Origin of the sequence: Hymenobacter defluvii (genome assembly GCF_017589435.1) — a bacterium.
Lineage (GTDB): Bacteria > Bacteroidota > Bacteroidia > Cytophagales > Hymenobacteraceae > Hymenobacter > Hymenobacter profundi.
Genome location: NZ_JAGETX010000001.1, coordinates 217,489 through 234,327 on the forward strand (window position 1 = coordinate 217,489; position 16,839 = coordinate 234,327).

16 protein-coding genes are annotated in these 16,839 nt (G+C 55.9%); 7 read left to right on the plus strand and 9 right to left on the minus strand.

Annotation, left to right across the window (positions count from 1 at the left end; translation table 11 throughout):
- Positions 1-42: 42 nt before the first annotated feature.
- The 3 genes from J4D97_RS00830 to J4D97_RS00840 form a co-directional block, all read right to left on the minus strand.
- Positions 43-3,207, minus strand: coding sequence for an efflux RND transporter permease subunit (locus J4D97_RS00830; protein WP_208305964.1), 3,165 nt, complete (start codon positions 3,205-3,207; stop codon positions 43-45).
- Positions 3,208-3,321: 114 nt separating this feature from the next.
- The gene (locus J4D97_RS00835) at positions 3,322-4,425 is read right to left on the minus strand and encodes an efflux RND transporter periplasmic adaptor subunit (protein ID WP_208305965.1); all 1,104 of its coding nucleotides are present in this window, start codon (positions 4,423-4,425) and stop codon (positions 3,322-3,324) included.
- Positions 4,426-4,467: 42 nt separating this feature from the next.
- The gene (locus J4D97_RS00840; protein WP_208305966.1) at positions 4,468-5,760 is read right to left on the minus strand and encodes a TolC family protein; all 1,293 of its coding nucleotides are present in this window, start codon (positions 5,758-5,760) and stop codon (positions 4,468-4,470) included.
- Positions 5,761-6,010: 250 nt separating this feature from the next.
- On the opposite strand from J4D97_RS00840, the gene J4D97_RS00845 reads away from it, so the two are divergent.
- Positions 6,011-6,448 carry a hypothetical protein gene (locus tag J4D97_RS00845; RefSeq protein WP_185283123.1) on the plus strand — a complete coding sequence of 146 codons (438 nt, stop codon included), beginning with the start codon at positions 6,011-6,013 and terminating at the stop codon, positions 6,446-6,448.
- A gap of 7 nt (positions 6,449-6,455) precedes the next feature.
- On the opposite strand, the gene J4D97_RS00850 is transcribed toward J4D97_RS00845, so the two are convergent.
- From J4D97_RS00850 to J4D97_RS00860, 3 genes are all read right to left on the minus strand, one after another.
- Positions 6,456-7,853 (minus strand): sensor histidine kinase, encoded by a 1,398-nt coding sequence (locus tag J4D97_RS00850; protein ID WP_208305967.1) that lies wholly within the window; start codon positions 7,851-7,853, stop codon positions 6,456-6,458.
- A gap of 217 nt (positions 7,854-8,070) precedes the next feature.
- Complete coding sequence (locus tag J4D97_RS00855) at positions 8,071-8,748, minus strand: response regulator transcription factor (RefSeq protein WP_185283125.1); 678 nt, start codon at positions 8,746-8,748, stop codon at positions 8,071-8,073.
- A gap of 97 nt (positions 8,749-8,845) precedes the next feature.
- Positions 8,846-9,187 carry a tetratricopeptide repeat protein gene (locus J4D97_RS00860; protein ID WP_185283126.1) on the minus strand — a complete coding sequence of 114 codons (342 nt, stop codon included), beginning with the start codon at positions 9,185-9,187 and terminating at the stop codon, positions 8,846-8,848.
- Positions 9,188-9,261: 74 nt separating this feature from the next.
- On the opposite strand from J4D97_RS00860, the gene J4D97_RS00865 reads away from it, so the two are divergent.
- The 4 genes from J4D97_RS00865 to J4D97_RS00880 all read left to right on the plus strand — a co-directional run bounded on the left by J4D97_RS00865 (position 9,262) and on the right by J4D97_RS00880 (position 12,485).
- A complete protein-coding gene (locus J4D97_RS00865) occupies positions 9,262-10,002 on the plus strand; it encodes an electron transfer flavoprotein subunit beta/FixA family protein (protein WP_185283127.1) in 741 nt (246 codons plus the stop codon).
- A gap of 122 nt (positions 10,003-10,124) precedes the next feature.
- The gene (locus tag J4D97_RS00870) at positions 10,125-11,102 is read left to right on the plus strand and encodes an electron transfer flavoprotein subunit alpha/FixB family protein (RefSeq protein ID WP_208306481.1); all 978 of its coding nucleotides are present in this window, start codon (positions 10,125-10,127) and stop codon (positions 11,100-11,102) included.
- Positions 11,103-11,201: 99 nt separating this feature from the next.
- Positions 11,202-11,825, plus strand: a complete 624-nt coding sequence (locus J4D97_RS00875) for a bifunctional nuclease family protein (protein WP_208305968.1) — start codon at positions 11,202-11,204, stop codon at positions 11,823-11,825.
- Between the two features lie 117 nt (positions 11,826-11,942).
- Entirely contained in the window at positions 11,943-12,485 is a 543-nt protein-coding gene (locus J4D97_RS00880; protein WP_208305969.1) for a YfiT family bacillithiol transferase, read from the plus strand.
- 221 nt (positions 12,486-12,706) lie between these two features.
- Here the strand turns inward: J4D97_RS00880 and J4D97_RS00885 are convergent, their stop codons facing one another.
- Positions 12,707-13,513, minus strand: coding sequence for an ABC transporter ATP-binding protein (locus J4D97_RS00885; protein ID WP_185283131.1), 807 nt, complete (start codon positions 13,511-13,513; stop codon positions 12,707-12,709).
- A gap of 100 nt (positions 13,514-13,613) precedes the next feature.
- A complete protein-coding gene (locus tag J4D97_RS00890) occupies positions 13,614-14,345 on the minus strand; it encodes an MlaE family ABC transporter permease (protein ID WP_185283132.1) in 732 nt (243 codons plus the stop codon).
- 113 nt (positions 14,346-14,458) lie between these two features.
- Here J4D97_RS00890 and J4D97_RS00895 point away from each other — a divergent pair, with 113 nt between their 5' ends.
- Positions 14,459-15,172 (plus strand): SDR family oxidoreductase, encoded by a 714-nt coding sequence (locus J4D97_RS00895; protein WP_208305970.1) that lies wholly within the window; start codon positions 14,459-14,461, stop codon positions 15,170-15,172.
- Positions 15,173-15,259: 87 nt separating this feature from the next.
- Here the strand turns inward: J4D97_RS00895 and J4D97_RS00900 are convergent, their stop codons facing one another.
- The gene (locus tag J4D97_RS00900) at positions 15,260-16,045 is read right to left on the minus strand and encodes a GIN domain-containing protein (protein ID WP_208305971.1); all 786 of its coding nucleotides are present in this window, start codon (positions 16,043-16,045) and stop codon (positions 15,260-15,262) included.
- Here J4D97_RS00900 and J4D97_RS00905 point away from each other — a divergent pair, their 5' ends adjacent.
- Positions 16,046-16,735: an SDR family oxidoreductase gene (locus J4D97_RS00905; protein ID WP_208305972.1), complete on the plus strand. Its 690-nt coding sequence runs from the start codon at positions 16,046-16,048 to the stop codon at positions 16,733-16,735.
- Positions 16,736-16,839: the final 104 nt, after the last annotated feature.

Below are 16,839 nucleotides of genomic sequence, written 5' to 3' on the forward strand. Positions count from 1 at the left end.
CAGTGCCTTCCGACACTGGGGTTTCGTGTTTTCCGGCGGCGACTATGCCCCTGCCAGCGCCGGCTTGCGGTGGTGCTGGCGCAGGGTTGGGTCGTCGCCGTAGTGGGTGTGCTCGGCGCGGTAGGCGCGCTCGAAGATGAGCGGGAAGATGAACAGCGTGAGAATGGTGCCCGTAATCAGGCCGCCAATTACCACAATGGCCAGGGGCTTCGAGGTTTCGGAGCCGATGCCGGTGCTGATGGCCGCCGGCATTAGGCCGATGGTGGCCATGAGGGCCGTCATCACCACGGGGCGCACGCGGGAGGTCACGCCTTCATGGATGCTGTTGTCGAGGCTCATCTTTTTCAGCATGTTTTGCTTGAACACCGAAATCAGAATCACGCCGTTTTGGATGCAGATACCGAACAAGGCAATGAAGCCAATACCAGCCGAGATAGAGAAGTTGGTGTGCGTGATGAGCAGCGCCGCAATGCCGCCAATGATGGCGAACGGCACGTTTAGGAGCACCAGCCCGGCGTCTTTCAAATTACCAAATAAGATGAACAGGATGAAGAAGATCAGGGCCAGCGAGATGGGCACTACCTGCGTGAGGCGCTGGGTGGCACGGCGCTGGTTTTCGAAGTCGCCGGTCCACTTCATGCTGTAGCCCTTGGGGAGACTCACCACGGCGTCTACCTTGCGCTGGGCTTCTTCGATGGTGCTACCCATGTCGCGGCCCCGGATAGAGAACTTCACGGCCGAGAAGCGCTTGTTGTCGTCGCGGTAGATGAGGGAGGGGCCGTTCACGTCCGAGACGGTGGCAATTTCCGATAGCGGCACGGAGTTGCCGTTCATGGTAGGCACCATCAGGGCCGCAATCTGGGTAGGCGACTGGCGGAAACCTTCCTCGTAACGCACCACGATGGGGAATTTCCGCTCGCCCTCGTACATCTGGGTGGCCTGCTTGCCGCCCACGGCCATTTCCAGCACCGCGTTGGCGTCGGCTTTGCTCACGCCGTACTGGGCCATGCGCCGCTCGTCCAGCTCCACGTGCAGCTCGGGCTGCCCGATGTTGCGCAGCGCACCCAGGTCGTCGATGCCTTTGATGTCTTTCAGCACATCGTATACCTGGCGGGCTTTGGCTTCCATCAGCTTCAAGTCAGTACCATAAATTTTGACAGCAATGGAGCCTTTTACGCCCGAGGCGGCTTCCTCCACGTTGTCGGTGATGGGCTGGGAAAAGTTGAAGTCCACGCCGGGGAATCGGGCTAGCTTCTCCTTCATGTGTTCAATTAGGGCCTCGCGCTTGTCCTTGTGCTTCATCTCGGCCTCCACCTCGGGGGTGTGCTTGAGCTGCACCAGGAACTCGTTGTTGTAGAAGCCCGTGGGGTCGGTGCCGTCGTTGGGGCGGCCGGTCTGGCTCACCACGTCGCCTACCTCCGGGAAGCTCAGGAATACCCGCCGCATCTCGTTACAGAGCTTGTTCGATTCATCCAGCGAAATACTCAGCGGCAGTTGGGCCCGCACGTAAATCGAGCCTTCGTTCAACTCGGGTAGGAACTCCGAGCCCAAGAAGTGGAAGGCGCCCATTCCTACTACCACCACTACCGTAGCTACCAGCAAGCTAATGGTTTTGCGGGCGTAGGTGAAGGCGAAAAAGCGTTGCGCCCCGCGGTTGATGCCACGCACGAAGAAGTTTTCCTTCTCCCGCACGTTCTTTTTCAGCAGAATAGACGCCAGCACCGGCACCAGCGTCAGCGTGAAAATAAGGGCGCCAAGCAGGGCAAAACCGAGCGTCCAGGCCAGCGGCGAAAACACCTTGCCTTCTACCTTCTCGAAGGAGAAGATGGGTAGGAGGGCGGTGATAATGATGGCTTTGGCGAAGAAAATCGACTTGCCCATCTCCCGGCCAGATTTTTTGATCAGGCCCATCTTCGAGAGCTTGTTGAAGCGCTCCATCCCTACCTCGTGGGCCTTGTGGTCGAGGGCCACAAAGAGCCCTTCCACCATCACCACGGCCCCATCGATGATGATACCAAAGTCGATGGCGCCCATGCTCAGCAAGTTGGCCGACATACCTTTCAACCGCAGGCAGATGAAAGCAAACAGCAGCGCGAGCGGGATAATCACCGATACAATCACCGTGGTGCGCCAGTCGGCCATGAACACGAACACAATCACCGTCACCAGAATAATGCCTTCCAGCAGGTTGTGAATCACGGTTTCCGTCGAGAAATCGATGAGCTGCTGCCGGTCGTAGAAGGTCTTGATCTTCACATCGGAGGGCAGGATTTTCTCGTTCAACTCGGTCACTTTCGCTTTCAAAGCGGCAATAACTTCCGAGGGGTTTTCGCCCTTGCGCATCACCACAATGCCTTCCACCATGTTGTCGTCGTAGTTGCGGCCTACCTTGCCCAGCTTGGGTAGGGCCGACTCGTGCACAATGGCCACGTCCTTCACCAAAATCCCTACCCCGTTCACGTTCTTGATGACCGTGTTGTTGATGTCGGAGATGTTGTTGAGCAGGCCGATGCCGCGCACCACAAAGTTCTGCTGGCCGGCGTTAATCACGTCGCCGCCCACGTTGATGTTGCTGCGCTGAATGGCGTTGTACAGATCCAACGGCGAGATGCCGAAATCCTGAATTTTGCTGGGGTTCACGCTGATTTCGTAGTCCTTCACTTCGCCGCCGAAGCTGTTTACGTCGGCCACGCCGGGCACGGCTTTCAGGTTGCGCTCAATCACCCAGTCTTGCAAGACTTTTAGCTCGCGCACGGTTTTGTCTTTGCTGGCCAGCGTGTAGCGGTAAATTTCGCCGGTAGGGCCGTAGGGCGGCTGCACCTCGGGGTCCACGCCGTCGGGCAGGTCCACGTCTTGCAGCATGTTGTTCACCTGCACGCGGGCAAAGGCATCGTCCACACCATCATCAAAAATTACCTTCACCACCGACAACCCAAACAGGGTAGTGCTACGGATGCTGGTTTTCTTCTGCACCGGGTTCAGAGCAATTTCCACCGGAGCCGTCACAAACTTCTCAATCTCCTCGGCCGAGCGGCCAGGCCACTGCGTGATGATGGTGATTTCGGTGTTCGTGACGTCCGGAAACGCCTCAATGGGCGTGTTCCGGTAGCTCACCACCCCGGCCACAATGGCCAGCAGCGTCATCAAAAAGATGAAGCCGCGGTTCTTCAACGAAAAGGCAATAATGCCCTGGATGAACTTGTTCATTTGAGTTTAGCTATTAGCTGGTAGCTGTTGGCTGTTAGCTTTCTATAGAAGTAGAGTCGATGATTTGTAGCACAAAAGCTAATAGCTAATAGCCATCAGCTAACAGCTAAAAAATCAGTCATTCAACTCGTCGTACACCAGCAACTGGTTCTGGGCGATGATTCGCTCGCCGTCGTGCAGGCCCGACTCCACGTAGCTGGTGTCGCCTACCGTCTTGGCTACCTTCACCTCGCGGGTTTCGATGTGGCTGCGGTCTTTGAACACCATCACGAAATTGCGGTCCTTGTCGAACACCACGCTTTGGGCCGGCACGGCCAGCATCTTCTCGTTTTGGGTGTTCTCTACCTTGATTTGGGCATACATCTCGGGCTTGAGCAGGTAGCCGGGGTTGTCGAGGCGCACGCGCACCTTCATCACCTTCGAGTCGGGATCAAGCACGTTGAATACCTTGTCGATGCGGCCCGTGAACACTTTGTCGGGGTAGGAGAGGGTGGTTACCTGGGCGGTGTAACCCTGGTGCACCTTCGAGATATCCGACTCAAACACGTTGGCCATAATCCACACGTCGTCCAGGTTGCTGACCGTGAACAGGTTGCCCACGTTGTCGGCGTTGAACTGCATGTGGTCGGTCACGTTTTTCTCCGTGATAAAGCCCGAAATGGGCGCGCGTAGCGTGTAAGTGCCATCGGCTGATACGCCGTACACATTCAGCTGCTTACGGCTCTTACCCACGTTGCTCTGGGCCTTACGCAGCTCCTGGCGGGCCAGGGTCACGTCGCGCTCCGAGGCCAGGCCATCTTCGAACTGATCCTCGGCCACTTGCAGGTTCTTGCGGGCAATATCCAGGTCGGAGCCAGCCGTAGACGACTGGTTTTGCAGGTCGGCAATTTCGCCGCTGCGAATCACAGCCAGCACTTGCCCCTTGGTCACGTGGTCGCCCAGCTCCACCGAGAGCTGCTCTACCACGCCGCCCACCAGCGGGTATACTTTCACGGTTTTGTCGCCGTTGGAGGCAATCTGGCCTGTCAGCAGCAGCTCGTCGCGCACGGGCTCGGCGTGCACCGTATCAATCTTCAGCTCCTGCAACATCTGGTCCGACAGCGAGAAGCCAGCCTCGGCTTTGTGTGGCTGTTCGGCTTCGGTATGGGTGGAGCAGCTCGCCAAACCCACGGCGAGCGGGAGGGCCAGGGTAGAGGCTAACGTGGCAAAGCGGTTCATATCGTATGCGGTTAGTTTGGTCTGTTGAAAGTATCGGCAGTCTTACTCGGCGTTGAAGACAGTGCGTCCTACCGAGAAATTGAGCGACTCGAACGCCCGCAGGCGGGTAGCGCGCAACTGGTTGAGCTGCACAATGTTGTTTTTGTAGCTCTCGTAGAAGTCCAGGAACTCCACGATGGTGATGTTGCGCTTGGCGTAGCTCTGCTCAATGCCCTGAATCAGGCGCGAAAAGTCGCTGATGTTGCGGGTAGCCGTTTGGTAGAGCGCGTCGGTTTGCTGGGCTTGGCGCCAGGCTTCCTGCACGTCGTTGCGCACCGTGAGCAGCTGCTGGTCACGTTGGGCGCGGCTCTGCTCAATCTGGGCCTGCGCCGTGCGGATATTGCCCTGGTTACGGTTGAAAATCGGCACGGCCACGCCCAGGGTCACGGCGTTGTAGTTCTGGATATAGCTGCCGGCGCGGTCGTACACGTAGCCCACGGCCAGATCGGGGGCTGCCAGGGCGCGTTGTAGGCGCAGGTTTTGGTTTTGCTGTTCCACATCGGCCTGGCGGGCGCGCAAATCGGCGCGGGCTACCTGAGCCGTATCGGCTAATTGTTCCTCCGAAAAGCCTATTAACGACAAGGCTTGTAACCGGGAATCGTTGACTGTGGGACGGAAGTAGGTGCCCGACGACTCGCGCAACAAAATCCGCAAATCCGATTCCTGCGTGGCAATTTCGGAGAGGAGGGCCTGCCGCTCCGTTTGCAAGTCAAACAAGAAGGCCCGCAGCCGAATCACCTCTTTCAGGGCAATGTTGCCCTTCTCATACTGATTCTGGTAGGCCGTTAGCGTCCGCTGAAACGAGTTGATTTCGGTGTTATAAGTGCCGACGGTTTGCTGCTTGTAGTACAGGTCGAAGAAGGTAGTGCGTAGCTGGTAGTTGAGGGTGCGCAGCAGGTCTTCCAGGTTGAACTGCTCCACCAAAGCGCCCTGCTGGGCCACGTTGGCGGCAGCTTTGCGGCGGCCGGCAATGGCAAACAGCTGCTGCACCTGCACAATGCTCTCACCTCGGCGTGTCACGTCGAAGGCGCGCCGCGTGTTGGGGTTATAGGTATTCTGCTCCAGCGAAAGGGTAGGGTTGTCCCAGAGCCGAGCCTGTAGAATCTGCGCTTGTGCGGCCGATACGTTGTAGCGTTGGGCCAGTAGCAACAAGTTGTTTTGGGTGAAGCGCTGCTCGGCTTCAGCGAGGGTCAACTGGGCCGTATCGGGCACGGCCACCACGGGTAGGAACGCCGTGGCGTGGGCAGTGCCGGTCAGCAACAACAGAAAAAACAGCTGCGAGTGAAAGCGAGACATATCCGGTTCTGATAATTGGATATGCAAGTGTACTCCGACGGTATTAGGCTGATATTAGAGTTGGATTAGAAACGGATTAGAAACCGTATATTTGAAATATGTGCTTGTTAATGAGATAATTAAAATAAAAGCAAATTGAAATTTATAGGAATAATTATAGTGTCACTCTATTAAATTTCATTCTATTCACTAGCTTCGTCAGTCCACACGGATCATCAGTAGTTCTTACCAGTGCTTATTGCTCTTGCTCATGCAGCTTCGTCTGATTGCTACCACGCCGGGTATATCCATTTACTACGATGAAATCAACCGGTGGCTCTACACTGATTGGCAGGGAGTGCATACACAAGAATCGTCTCAGGCGGCGGGTTTGCTGCTGTTGGAAGCTTTGCGCCAGCAGCCCAGCAGCAAAATTCTAAACGACACCTCTACTATCGTCAGCACCTCCGTCGATCTGTCGACCTGGGACCAATGGTGGTTGCGGGAGTTGGTAGGGGCCGGGTTGCGCTACATTGCCTGGGTCTACCCCCGCCTATTTCCCGACCGCGATGCCACAGAGCGTATCCTTATTCACGTAAAGCCGATGGTAGTGACTACGTTCGATGATGTAGCTACCGCCTGCCTGTGGTTGCAGAAACAGGGCGTCGCCGCTCACCCAAGTAGTCCTACAGTAGCGCTTTTGAGCTGAAATATTATCAAATAGTAGCTTGTGTGGTGGAGCATTGAGTCGGGTTGCCTGTAGGCAACTGCACATCAACCACCGTTCCTTCATGCAAGCGGGAGGAAATATGCAACTGGCCGCCGTGTAGCTCAATAATTTTGCGCGTGAGCGGTAGCCCCACCCCGTGTCCAACAACACCGCGGGCATTATCGGCCCGGAAAAACGGTTGAAAAATGCGCTGCAAATCTTTCTCAGCAATACCGATGCCCTGATCGGCTATCTGAATGTGTACCCGGCTGTCGGCGTAGTGAAAGCTGACGGTAACCGGCGCACTACCCGAGTATTTCAGGGCGTTATCCAGCAAGTTGGTGAGGGCGCGCGCAAGCAACTGGTGGTTGCCGTTGGTTTCCAGGGCGGTAGGGTCAGACGGCAACTCGCCCAAGCGTATTTGCACCCGCTGCCGCTGGGGGGGCATAATGGCTTCGCGGGCTTCGAATAGCAGCTCATCCAAGCGAATCTCGTCGCCAGTAAAGTTGGTGAAGCTGGCTTGTGTAAATTCCAATAAGTTGTTGATCAGGTCTTTCAGCTGCTGCAACTCCGTCAGCACCGACGCCAGCGCCTCGCGGTACTCGGCTGGCTCCCGGTCGCGCTTTAAGAGCACTTGTACTTCGCCAATGGTAGCCGTGAGCGGAGTGCGCAACTCGTGCGACGCATTACTGACAAACGTGCGCTGGGCCTCAAAACTCTCTTCTAGCCGCTCCAGCATGCGGTTAAAGGTGTGGGCCAGCCGGGCAATTTCGTCCTGCTCGTGGCGCAGGCCTTCGTCTACCCGCAAGTGCAGGTCGCGGGCCGTAATGCGGTCCACCTGGTCGTTGACGGCCGCAATGGGCGCCAGCGCCCGCCCCGCAAAGATTCGCCCGGCCACGTAGATAACGGCCAGGCTACCCACAAACGTTAGCGACAAGATGAGGGCGAGGTTTTGCAGGCGTGCTCTGCCCAGCTTGTTTTCTGCCGCCGCTACTATAATATAGTCGCCCTGGTTATCGTGGTAAAATAACCCGATGGCCTGCCGCGAGCCAATAGTGAAGTACATTTCGCCATCGACCACAATGCGGGCTAGTAGCTTATCGGATAGCGTAACCCGCTCATCTTCCTCCAGAAACCGCACTTGGTGGTTGGAATCGTAAATCTGCAATACCTCGTTGTTTAGAGCCTGCAAATAGCGATGCTGAAACGACCGAAAAGCCCCAGCCCGCATTTCATCCTGTTCCAGAAAAATGTAGCCCGTCACCTCCGCCCGGTCGCGCAGGCGCTGCCGAAACTCCCGCTGCGAATAGCGAGCTTGCAGCACGTACGCTACCGTAAGTGCCACCGCCAGAATAACAGCTACCATGCTGAGAAACAAGAGCGTCAGACGGTTGCGGATGGTCATAGGAAGAAGGTAGGAAGGATAGGAAGGTTTGGGGGAGGATAGGGGGCTAAGAAAGTAGGGTGGATAAAGAAAAGCGTCTGGCATCCTGAGCTTGTGAAGGACCTTCTCACGGGTGAACGAGTCGCTGTTAAGATGGTCGTTCACCCGTGAGAAGGTCCTTCGCAAGCTCAGGATGACAAACTTTCTACTCTTTCTATACTCTTTCTATACCCTTTGCCTACCCTTCCTCCCGCAGCACATAGCCCATGCCTACTACTGTGTGAATGAGCTTGGTAGGGAAGTTCTTGTCGATCTTGTTGCGCAGGTAGTTCACGTACACGTCGATGACATTGGAGCCGGAATCGAAGGACTCTTCCCAGGAGTTTTCGGCTATTTCGGCGCGGCTGAGCACCCGACCGCGGTTGCGCATGAAAAGCTCCAGCAAGTTGAACTCGCGGGCGGTGAGCTTGATGGGTTGGCCGTTGCGCGTAACGGTTTTGGCGGCTGTATCAAGGTTGAGGTCGGCTAGTGTGAGCACCGCCCCTTTGGCGGTTTGCCCGCGGCGGCGCGTCAGGGCCTTCACGCGGGCCAGCAGTTCAGCGAAGTCGAAGGGCTTGACGAGGTAGTCGTCGGCGCCCCCGTCGAAGCCGTGGAGCTTATCGGTGGTCGTGCCCAATGCCGTCAGCATCAGCACGGGCACCTGCTGGTCTTGCTGACGAATAGCTCTCAGTACCTCTAGGCCGCTCTGGTTGGGTAGAATCACGTCCAGAATAATCAGGTCGTAGGCGTGCGTGAGCGCCAGCCGCTGACCAAACGTACCATCGTAAGCTACTTCCACCTCATAGTGTTCCTCCTCCAAGCCGCGCCGAATAAACGCGGATACTTTCGGCTCGTCTTCTATCAGTAGGATTTTCATGGGGGTTCTTGGTGGGGTAGGGGATGGGCGTATGGGTAGTTAGGGATGGTAGTTGAGTTCCTATTCAGTTCTCAGCCCTCAGTTCCCATCAAAAACCTCATACCTCATCCTCGTAATCCAAACCCAAGTGCTGATTAAGGGCTTGTTGCAATTCGCTGGCGGCGTGCATCTGGCCGGCTTTGCGGCTTACTTGCAATCCTTTGCGGAAAACTTTTTCGGCTTCATCGGGCTTTTCTAATTGCGCCAGCAGCTTTCCGGCGTGATAATACGTACCCACGTACTCGGGGTGCTCATCCAGCAGTGTTTGATAATATTCCATGGCTTTTTGCGGGTCCGACGCCCGGTATTCGGTGGCCAACGCGTAGATCGTGAAGGCATCGTGCGGGTCGTCGGCGTAGAAAGCCAGGAGTTGCGAAAGGCGGCTGGGTGTGTTTTCCATCGGGTAGGAGTTTTCTGTATCTTCGCCCGAAATTAGGGGCTTTCCCGTATTGTTTGTCTATCTAACGCAGCCTAATGAAGTTTCTCGTTTGCATCAGCAACGTGCCCGACACGACGACTAAAATCACCTTCACGCCCGACAACAAAGAGTTCAACAAGGCCGGCGTGCAATTTGTGATAAATCCCTGGGACGAATACGCCCTGACCCGCGCCATTGAGCTGAAGGAAGCTCAGGGCGGCGGTACCGTGACGGTGCTCAACGTAGGCGAGGCCGATACGGAGCCCAATATCCGCAAAGCCCTGGCCATCGGTGCCGACGACGCCATTCGCGTAAACGCCGCCCCCAAGGACGCGTTCTTCGTGGCTGAGCAGATTGCCAACGTGGCCAAAGATGGCGGCTACGACGTGATTCTGATGGGCAAGGAAAGCATCGACTACAATGGCTTCCAGGTACACGGCATGGTAGGCGAACTGCTGGGCATCCCCACGGTAGCGCCGGCTATGAAGCTGGACATGAGCGGCAACAACGCCACTTTGGAGCGCGAAATTGAAGGCGGCAAGGAAATCGTGGAGGTGAACACGCCCTTCGTAGCGTCGTGCCAGCAGCCTATGTGCGAGCCCCGCATCCCCAACATGCGCGGCATCATGACGGCCCGCACCAAGCCCCTGAAGGTAGTAGAGCCCACCGGCGATGCGCCCCGCACGGAGGTAACCGAGTTTGCCCTACCCCCCAAGAAGCAAGGCGTGAAGCTTATCCCCGCCGAAAACGCCGGCGAGTTGATCAAGCTCCTGCGCAACGAGGCCAAGGTAATTTAGTTTGACTGTCATGCTGACGAAGGAAGCATCTTATCACGGCTGCTTTCGTTGGTTTTCCTACTTCAAGTGGCGCGGACGTGATAAGGTCCTTCGCTCCACTCAGGATGACAAAACGCAAAACCATGTCTGTATTAGTAGTTATAGAATGCGATAACGGCGAAGTGAAAAAATCTTCGCTGGAAGTGGCCACCTACGCTAGCAAGGTAGCCCAGCAGTTGGGCACCACAGCTACAGCCGTAGCCGTAGGCGAGGCCACTGAAGACAACCTAGCCAAGCTAGGCGAGCAGGGCATCAGCAAAGTACTATACGATGCTGAGCCTCGCCTGAAAGACTTCGTGAACGGTGCCTATACCAAGCTCATTGCCACCGCCGCCGAGCAGGAAGGTGCGCAGGTGCTGGTGCTGGCCAACTCCAACATTGGCGCTGCGGTAGGCTCGCGCTTATCTATCCGGCTGAAAGCCAGCCTGGCGACCAACGCCGTAGAGCTGCCCCGCACCGAAGGCGGACAATTTGTGGTGAAGCGCGGCGCCTTCTCGGGCAAAGCGCTGGCCGATGTGGCCCTCACTACCGACCGCAAGATCATTGCTGTTAAAAAGAACTCCATCGAAGCCCAGCAGGAAGCCGGCAAAACCGCTTCGGTAGAGAAGTTCTCGGCCAACCTGACCGACGCCGACTTTGCCGACGCGCCCAAGCAGGTAGTGATGCAGGAGCAAGCGGGCGGCGTACTGCTTCCCGAAGCTGCTAAAGTGGTATCGGGTGGCCGCGGCATGAAGGGCCCCGAAAACTGGAACCTGATTGAGGATCTGGCGAAGGCGCTGGGTGCAGCTACGGCCTGCTCCAAGCCCGTATCGGACGTGGACTGGCGCCCTCACCACGAGCACGTGGGCCAAACGGGCATCACCATCTCGCCCAACCTGTACATTGCCTGCGGTATTTCGGGCGCCATTCAGCATTTGGCGGGTGTCAATTCCTCCAAGGTGATTGTGGTCATCAACAAAGACCCGGAGGCTCCGTTCTTTAAAGCGGCCGATTATGGCATCGTTGGCGACGTATTCGACGTACTACCGAAACTAACCCAAGCCGTTAAGGAACTAGGTTAAGGCGTAAACCGATTGATAATGAGCGTTGTAATCTATATTAAACGCTCTTTGCAATCCTATTAAGCGCATTCACCTCATTACCAGCACATACTTTCTCCTGTGAAAAAAATTCAGCTCGAGATACTAGGACTTTCTTCCAGCCAATCTCAATCGGGGTCGTTTGCCCTGATTTTGGGGGAGAAGACGGGCAACCGCCGGTTGCCCATCATCATTGGCATGTTTGAGGCCCAGAGTATCGCGATTCAGATAGAAAAAATAAATCCTAATCGTCCGCTTACGCACGACCTATTCAAGTCCTTTGCCGAGCAGGTACACGTAGCCATTCTGGAAGTCATAATTTCTGACTTGAAGGAAGGCGTCTTCTACTCCAAAATTGTGTGCTCCGATGGGGCTACTACTTTCGAGTTGGATGCCCGCCCGAGCGACGCTATTGCCATCGGCCTGCGTTTTGGCGTGCCGATTTATACGGTAGAAAGCGTACTGAGCGAAGCTGGTATCATCTTGAGCGACTTGGACGAAAACCCCGAAGAGTCGGACGAGGATGATGACGACGATGACGACACCACGAGCGGCAGCAGCAAGCCTGCGCCGGAGCCACGCGAGCCAAGCGGGCAGGTATCGTTGGACGAGCTAACCAAAATGCTAGCCCAGGCACTGGAAAAAGAAGATTACGAGAAAGCCGCCAAAATCCGCGACGAGCTAAACAAGCGCAACAAGGAATAACGCGGCCATGACACTGCCAAAGAAGCCTCTTCCAGCTTGGGAGAGGCTTTTGTTTTACCCCGAAGGCCGCCACTAACGCCTTGCTGCTACCTTGCGTTTCCCAATTCACCTCAATCCATGACAACAGACCTTCCCGACTTGCGCTACCCCATCGGCCAACCTACCTTGCCCACGGAGCCATTAGCGCAAGGTGCCCGCATTGCCTACGTGGCCCAACTGGCCCTGCTATCCGACCAACTCCGAGCAGCCGTAACGGGCCTTAGCCCGGCGCAGCTGGATACGCCCTACCGCCCCGGCGGCTGGACGGTGCGTCAGGTAGTGCACCACCTACCCGATAGCCACCTCAACAGCTTCGTGCGTTTCAAGCTGGCTCTCACGGAGGATAACCCTACCATCAGCCCCTACGATGAGCAGGCTTGGGCCGAACTGCCCGACACCGCTGCCACCAAACCCGCCGTATCGCTGGCGCTGCTGGAGGCGCTGCACATCCGCTGGACTACGCTGTTGCGGCAGATCACGGAGGCGCAGTGGCAGCGCACGTTCTATCACCCTATCTCTCAACGTACGTTCACGCTCGATCAGGCACTGGTATTGTATGCTTGGCACGGGCAGCACCACGTAGCGCACATTACCGAGCTGCGGCGGCGGGAGCAATGGTAGGGTATAAAGTAGCAATGACGCGGGGCTATGCCCCGTATCTACTATGCGCAGGCCTCTAGCCTGCACTGTCAGAACAATGTGTTGGAATACTGCGGAAGATGGCAGGCCAGAAATCTGCACTAGTAGACACGGAGTGTAGTCCCGCACCATTGGTAGTATTAACAAAAAGGTCCCGCTGCTCTTAGTGCAGCAGGACCTTTTTGTTAATACCTCACTATAGACTATTTGGCTTGCACAGGGTCGTCGTCTAGCACGTCTTGCAAACCGCCTTCGTCATCCACACGCTTAGCGGCCCGCACGAGGCTACTGCTAAAGATAAATTCTTTCAGCTCAGGTACTTCGGCGTTCAGAATAGTGTCTTTGTCGCCATCCCACAGCTTCATGCCTTTATGCAAGAAGATGATATGGTCGCCAATTTCCACTACCGAGTTCATGTCGTGCGTGATGATGGCGGTAGTAATGTTGTATTCGTGCGTGATTTCGTGGATCAGTTCGTCAATCTTGAGGCTGGTGAGCGGGTCGAGGCCGGAGTTGGGTTCGTCGCAGAACAGGTAGGTACAATTGGGCGCAATGGCGCGAGCAATGCCCACACGCTTCTTCATACCACCCGAAATCTCGGAGGGCATTTTGTTGCCGGCATTTTCTAGCCCTACCCGTTTCAGGCAGAACTCCACCCGGTCGCGGCGCTCCTCTTTGGTCATTTCGGGCGTCAGCATCTTCAACGGAAACTCAGTATTCTCATACACCGTCATGGAGTCGAACAACGCCGAACCCTGAAACAGCATCCCGATTTTGCGGCGGATTTCCTGCCGGATATTCACCTTGTTATTAGTGAAAACAGTGCCGTCGAAGGTGATACTACCCAAATCGGGCTTCATCAGACCCACAATGCACTGGAGCAGCACCGATTTGCCGGTACCCGAACCACCTAGCAGCAAATTACACTTACCGGTTTCGAAGGTGCAGTTAATGCCCTTCAACACAGCGTTTCCGTCAAACGACTTCTGAATATTATGAATCTCAATCATGGATTGAATGGTTGAATGGTTGACTTGCTAAATGACTTGTGGTAGTAGCCAGGCGTGCAACGACCAGCTATTCTACCAGCAGACATAACACTCAACCTAATTACAACAGAACAGCCGCCAGCACGAAGTCGGCTATCAGGATAGCGATAATGGAGTTGGTAACGGCGCCGGTGCTGGCTGCTCCTACCTCCAGAGCACCACCACGGGTGTTGAAGCCTTTGAAAGACGAGATGGCCGAAATCAGGAAGGCGAATACCAACGATTTGATCAAGGCGAACAGGATGTTATAGGGAATGAAATCCTCGCGGATACCCTCAATGTATTCCTGTGCCGAGATAGAGCCCGATAGCGTGCCTGCAATGTAGCCGCCCATGATGGACAAGCCCATAGCCAGAATAACCAGCAGCGGAAACATCAGCAGCGAGGCCAAGATGCGAGGCAATACCAGGTAGGAAGAAGAGTTGATGCCCATTACTTCCAAAGCGTCAATCTGTTCGGTAATGCGCATGGTGCCCAGGCCACCGGCAATGCTAGAGCCTACCTTGCCGGCCAGCACAATGCTGGTGATAGTAGGGGCCAGCTCCAGAATAGTCATCTCGCGCACCATATAGCCAATGGTGGCTTTGGGAATGAGCGGGTTGATCAGGTTGTAAGAAATCTGCACGCAGGTTACGGCCCCGATAAAGGCGCTGACCAACGACACGATAAAAACAGAATCGACCCCAATGAGAATGGCTTCGTCGATGGTGCGGGCCCAAAGCGTTTTGAACCGCTCGCCGCGGGAAACCATGCTTTGGAGAAAGAGTAGAAAAGAGCCGAAGGTCTTTACCATAAAAAGCGTCCGGAAAGAGAAAAGCAGGAACTTGCGAAAAAATCAGGTCTATGCGCACACGCGAAAGTAGGCCTGTTGCACCATACGTAAAACCTCAACATATAAACAAAGGAATGCAAAAAAATATCGTCGTAACTGGCGGCAGCCGCGGAATTGGACGTGCTTTGGTGGAGCGGTTTGTGCAGGCCGGGTTTCCGGTCGTCACTTGCGCCCGCTCGGCAGAGGACTTGGCTACCCTAGCGGCCGCCGTACAACAGGCCACGCCCGGAGCCGTTCTGCATACCCTGCCCGCCGACCTTAGTAACCATGCCGACGCAGTTCGGTTTGGCAAATTTGTACGGGCGCTGCCAGGCGAGGTAGAAGTGCTGGTGCACAATGCTGGCGCCTTCGTACCCGGCCGCCTGCAAGACGAGCCTGCTGATGGGGAGCAACTGCGCCAGATGCTGGCCGCCAACCTGCTAAGCGCCTACGATGTGACCCAAGCGCTACTACCCGGCATGATAGCGCAGCGCCACGGGCATATTTTCACTATTTGCTCTACGGCCAGTCTCACGGCCTACCCCAACGGTGGCTCCTACGGCATTGCCAAGCACGCGCTCTATGGCTTCACCAAAAACCTGCGTGAAGAGCTAAAGGAGCATAACATCCGCGTGACGGCGGTGCTACCCGGCGCCACCTACACCGAAAGCTGGGCTGGAGCCGGCCTACCCCCCGAGCGGTTCATCAAGCCCGAAGACTTGGCCGAAGCCGTGTTTGCAACCTACCAACTCTCCGAGCAAGCCGTGGTGGAAGAACTACTAATTCGGCCGCAACTGGGCGATATTTAGGAAGGAGAGAAATTAGAACGTCATTCCGATCAGTCTGCGCATCAAGCAGAAGGGTCGGAATGACGTTTTTACGTTTGCTATTTCGCCTTACTCAGCTACCGCCTTGCCTTTGCCCGTCACCTCCACGTGGGAAGTAGGGGCGCGGTAATGGACAGTGCCTGCACCAGCATGATAGACACGCAGCGTTTCCGTTGCGCGCATGTGCGCGTCGCCGATGCTGCTGCGGGTAGTTTGAAGGGTGAGGTTACGCGCCGCCAAGGTGGTAGCATGAAGGGTGCCGCTACCTCCCAGCAGAGTCACCGCGTCGCCGGTAACGGTGCCGCGCAGGGTCACATCGCCTAGCTCATACATATCCATATTAAGGTACTGCACATCCAGGTTCAAATCGGCATCACCGGCACCCAGAAAGTGGTAGAAAAACCGGTCGGCCCGGAAGGGCTCAGGAATGCGTAGAGAACTTTGGTCAGACTGGAAAACATCTAGTACCGAAGGTGTATGTACAGTAATTTCGCGCGGTACATCGTATCGGCGGGTCCAGTTGCAGCGGCTGGTATTGTTGATAATCAGTTGATTGCCTGAGGTGGTCAACTCAATGTCTTCTTGCAAATTCTTGCCAGTGCGCACTTCAGCGTACGTCACCGAGTCTTGTACTAGTATCACTTCAACATTGTCATGAATGTAGATCTGCTCAAAGGCTGCTACCTCCCTGCGTTCGGTGGTAATAGGACCAGTTCTTTTCAGGCAGTCGGTTTCGTGGCCGTCGCCGCAGGCTGTGAGCAACAAAAGCAGGCCGCTAGCTAATCCTATGCGTAAAAGCCGGGTAGGGCGGTTAACTTGCGGCAGCAACGCAATCTGAAACATCAAGACAGGCATATGGACTTACGCGGCAAGGTAGCGATAATCACAGGGGGTAGCAAAGGCATTGGCAAAGCCACAGCCGAAGCGCTGCTGACCAAAGGCGCAGTAGTAGCCGGCTGGAGCCGCTCGGCCCCCGACGATTTGCAGCACGAGAACTTCCACTTTTTCGAGTGCAACGTGCAGGATGAGCAATCAGTACTGCAAGCCTATTCCGCTACCATCGATAAGCTGGGTGCGGTGCAGGTGCTGGTCAACAACGCCGGCATCGGCAACATGGGGCCAATTGATGGGTTCTCGTCCGACGACTGGCACGCTATGTTTGCTACCAACGTGCACGGCGTGTTCTACTGCACCAAGGCGGTGTTGCCGCGCATGAAGGAGCAAGGCGAAGGCCATATCATTAATGTAGCCTCGCTAGCCGGTACGGCAGGCACAGCCAACATGGCGGGCTACTGCGCCACCAAATTTGCGGTACGTGGCTTCTCGGACGCGCTATTCAAAGAGGTGCGCCAGCAAGGCGTGCGCGTAACGTGCGTGATGCCCGGCTCGGTGGAAACCAACTTCGGCGGCATGGAAGCTGGCCAGGAACCCGATCCGCACAAGATGCAGCCCGAAGATATTGCCGAGGCCATCGTGCACGCCCTGGAAGCCCCCAAGGCCACCATGATTTCGGAAATTCAGATGCGGCCTTCGCAGCCGAAATAAAGTATTGCCAAAATGGTTTTGTCATCCTGAGCCCAGCGAAGGACCTTATGCCCGCAGAACGAGTCGTTGGTACGGTTATCGTTCAATAGTCGTTCTGACGTGAA

What these genes read in the sequence shown, in the direction of transcription:
- J4D97_RS00830 (WP_208305964.1), bottom strand. Translation starts at nt 3,207, where the DNA reads ATGAACAAGTTCATCCAGGGCATTATTGCCTTTTCGTTGAAGAACCGC.
- J4D97_RS00835 (WP_208305965.1), bottom strand. Translation starts at nt 4,425, where the DNA reads ATGAACCGCTTTGCCACGTTAGCCTCTACCCTGGCCCTCCCGCTCGCC.
- J4D97_RS00840 (WP_208305966.1), bottom strand. Translation starts at nt 5,760, where the DNA reads ATGTCTCGCTTTCACTCGCAGCTGTTTTTTCTGTTGTTGCTGACCGGC.
- J4D97_RS00845 (WP_185283123.1), top strand. Translation starts at nt 6,011, where the DNA reads ATGCAGCTTCGTCTGATTGCTACCACGCCGGGTATATCCATTTACTAC.
- J4D97_RS00850 (WP_208305967.1), bottom strand. Translation starts at nt 7,853, where the DNA reads ATGACCATCCGCAACCGTCTGACGCTCTTGTTTCTCAGCATGGTAGCT.
- J4D97_RS00855 (WP_185283125.1), bottom strand. Translation starts at nt 8,748, where the DNA reads ATGAAAATCCTACTGATAGAAGACGAGCCGAAAGTATCCGCGTTTATT.
- J4D97_RS00860 (WP_185283126.1), bottom strand. Translation starts at nt 9,187, where the DNA reads ATGGAAAACACACCCAGCCGCCTTTCGCAACTCCTGGCTTTCTACGCC.
- J4D97_RS00865 (WP_185283127.1), top strand. Translation starts at nt 9,262, where the DNA reads ATGAAGTTTCTCGTTTGCATCAGCAACGTGCCCGACACGACGACTAAA.
- J4D97_RS00870 (WP_208306481.1), top strand. Translation starts at nt 10,125, where the DNA reads ATGTCTGTATTAGTAGTTATAGAATGCGATAACGGCGAAGTGAAAAAA.
- J4D97_RS00880 (WP_208305969.1), top strand. Translation starts at nt 11,943, where the DNA reads ATGACAACAGACCTTCCCGACTTGCGCTACCCCATCGGCCAACCTACC.
- J4D97_RS00885 (WP_185283131.1), bottom strand. Translation starts at nt 13,513, where the DNA reads ATGATTGAGATTCATAATATTCAGAAGTCGTTTGACGGAAACGCTGTG.
- J4D97_RS00890 (WP_185283132.1), bottom strand. Translation starts at nt 14,345, where the DNA reads ATGGTAAAGACCTTCGGCTCTTTTCTACTCTTTCTCCAAAGCATGGTT.
- J4D97_RS00895 (WP_208305970.1), top strand. Translation starts at nt 14,459, where the DNA reads ATGCAAAAAAATATCGTCGTAACTGGCGGCAGCCGCGGAATTGGACGT.
- J4D97_RS00900 (WP_208305971.1), bottom strand. Translation starts at nt 16,045, where the DNA reads ATGCCTGTCTTGATGTTTCAGATTGCGTTGCTGCCGCAAGTTAACCGC.
- J4D97_RS00905 (WP_208305972.1), top strand. Translation starts at nt 16,046, where the DNA reads ATGGACTTACGCGGCAAGGTAGCGATAATCACAGGGGGTAGCAAAGGC.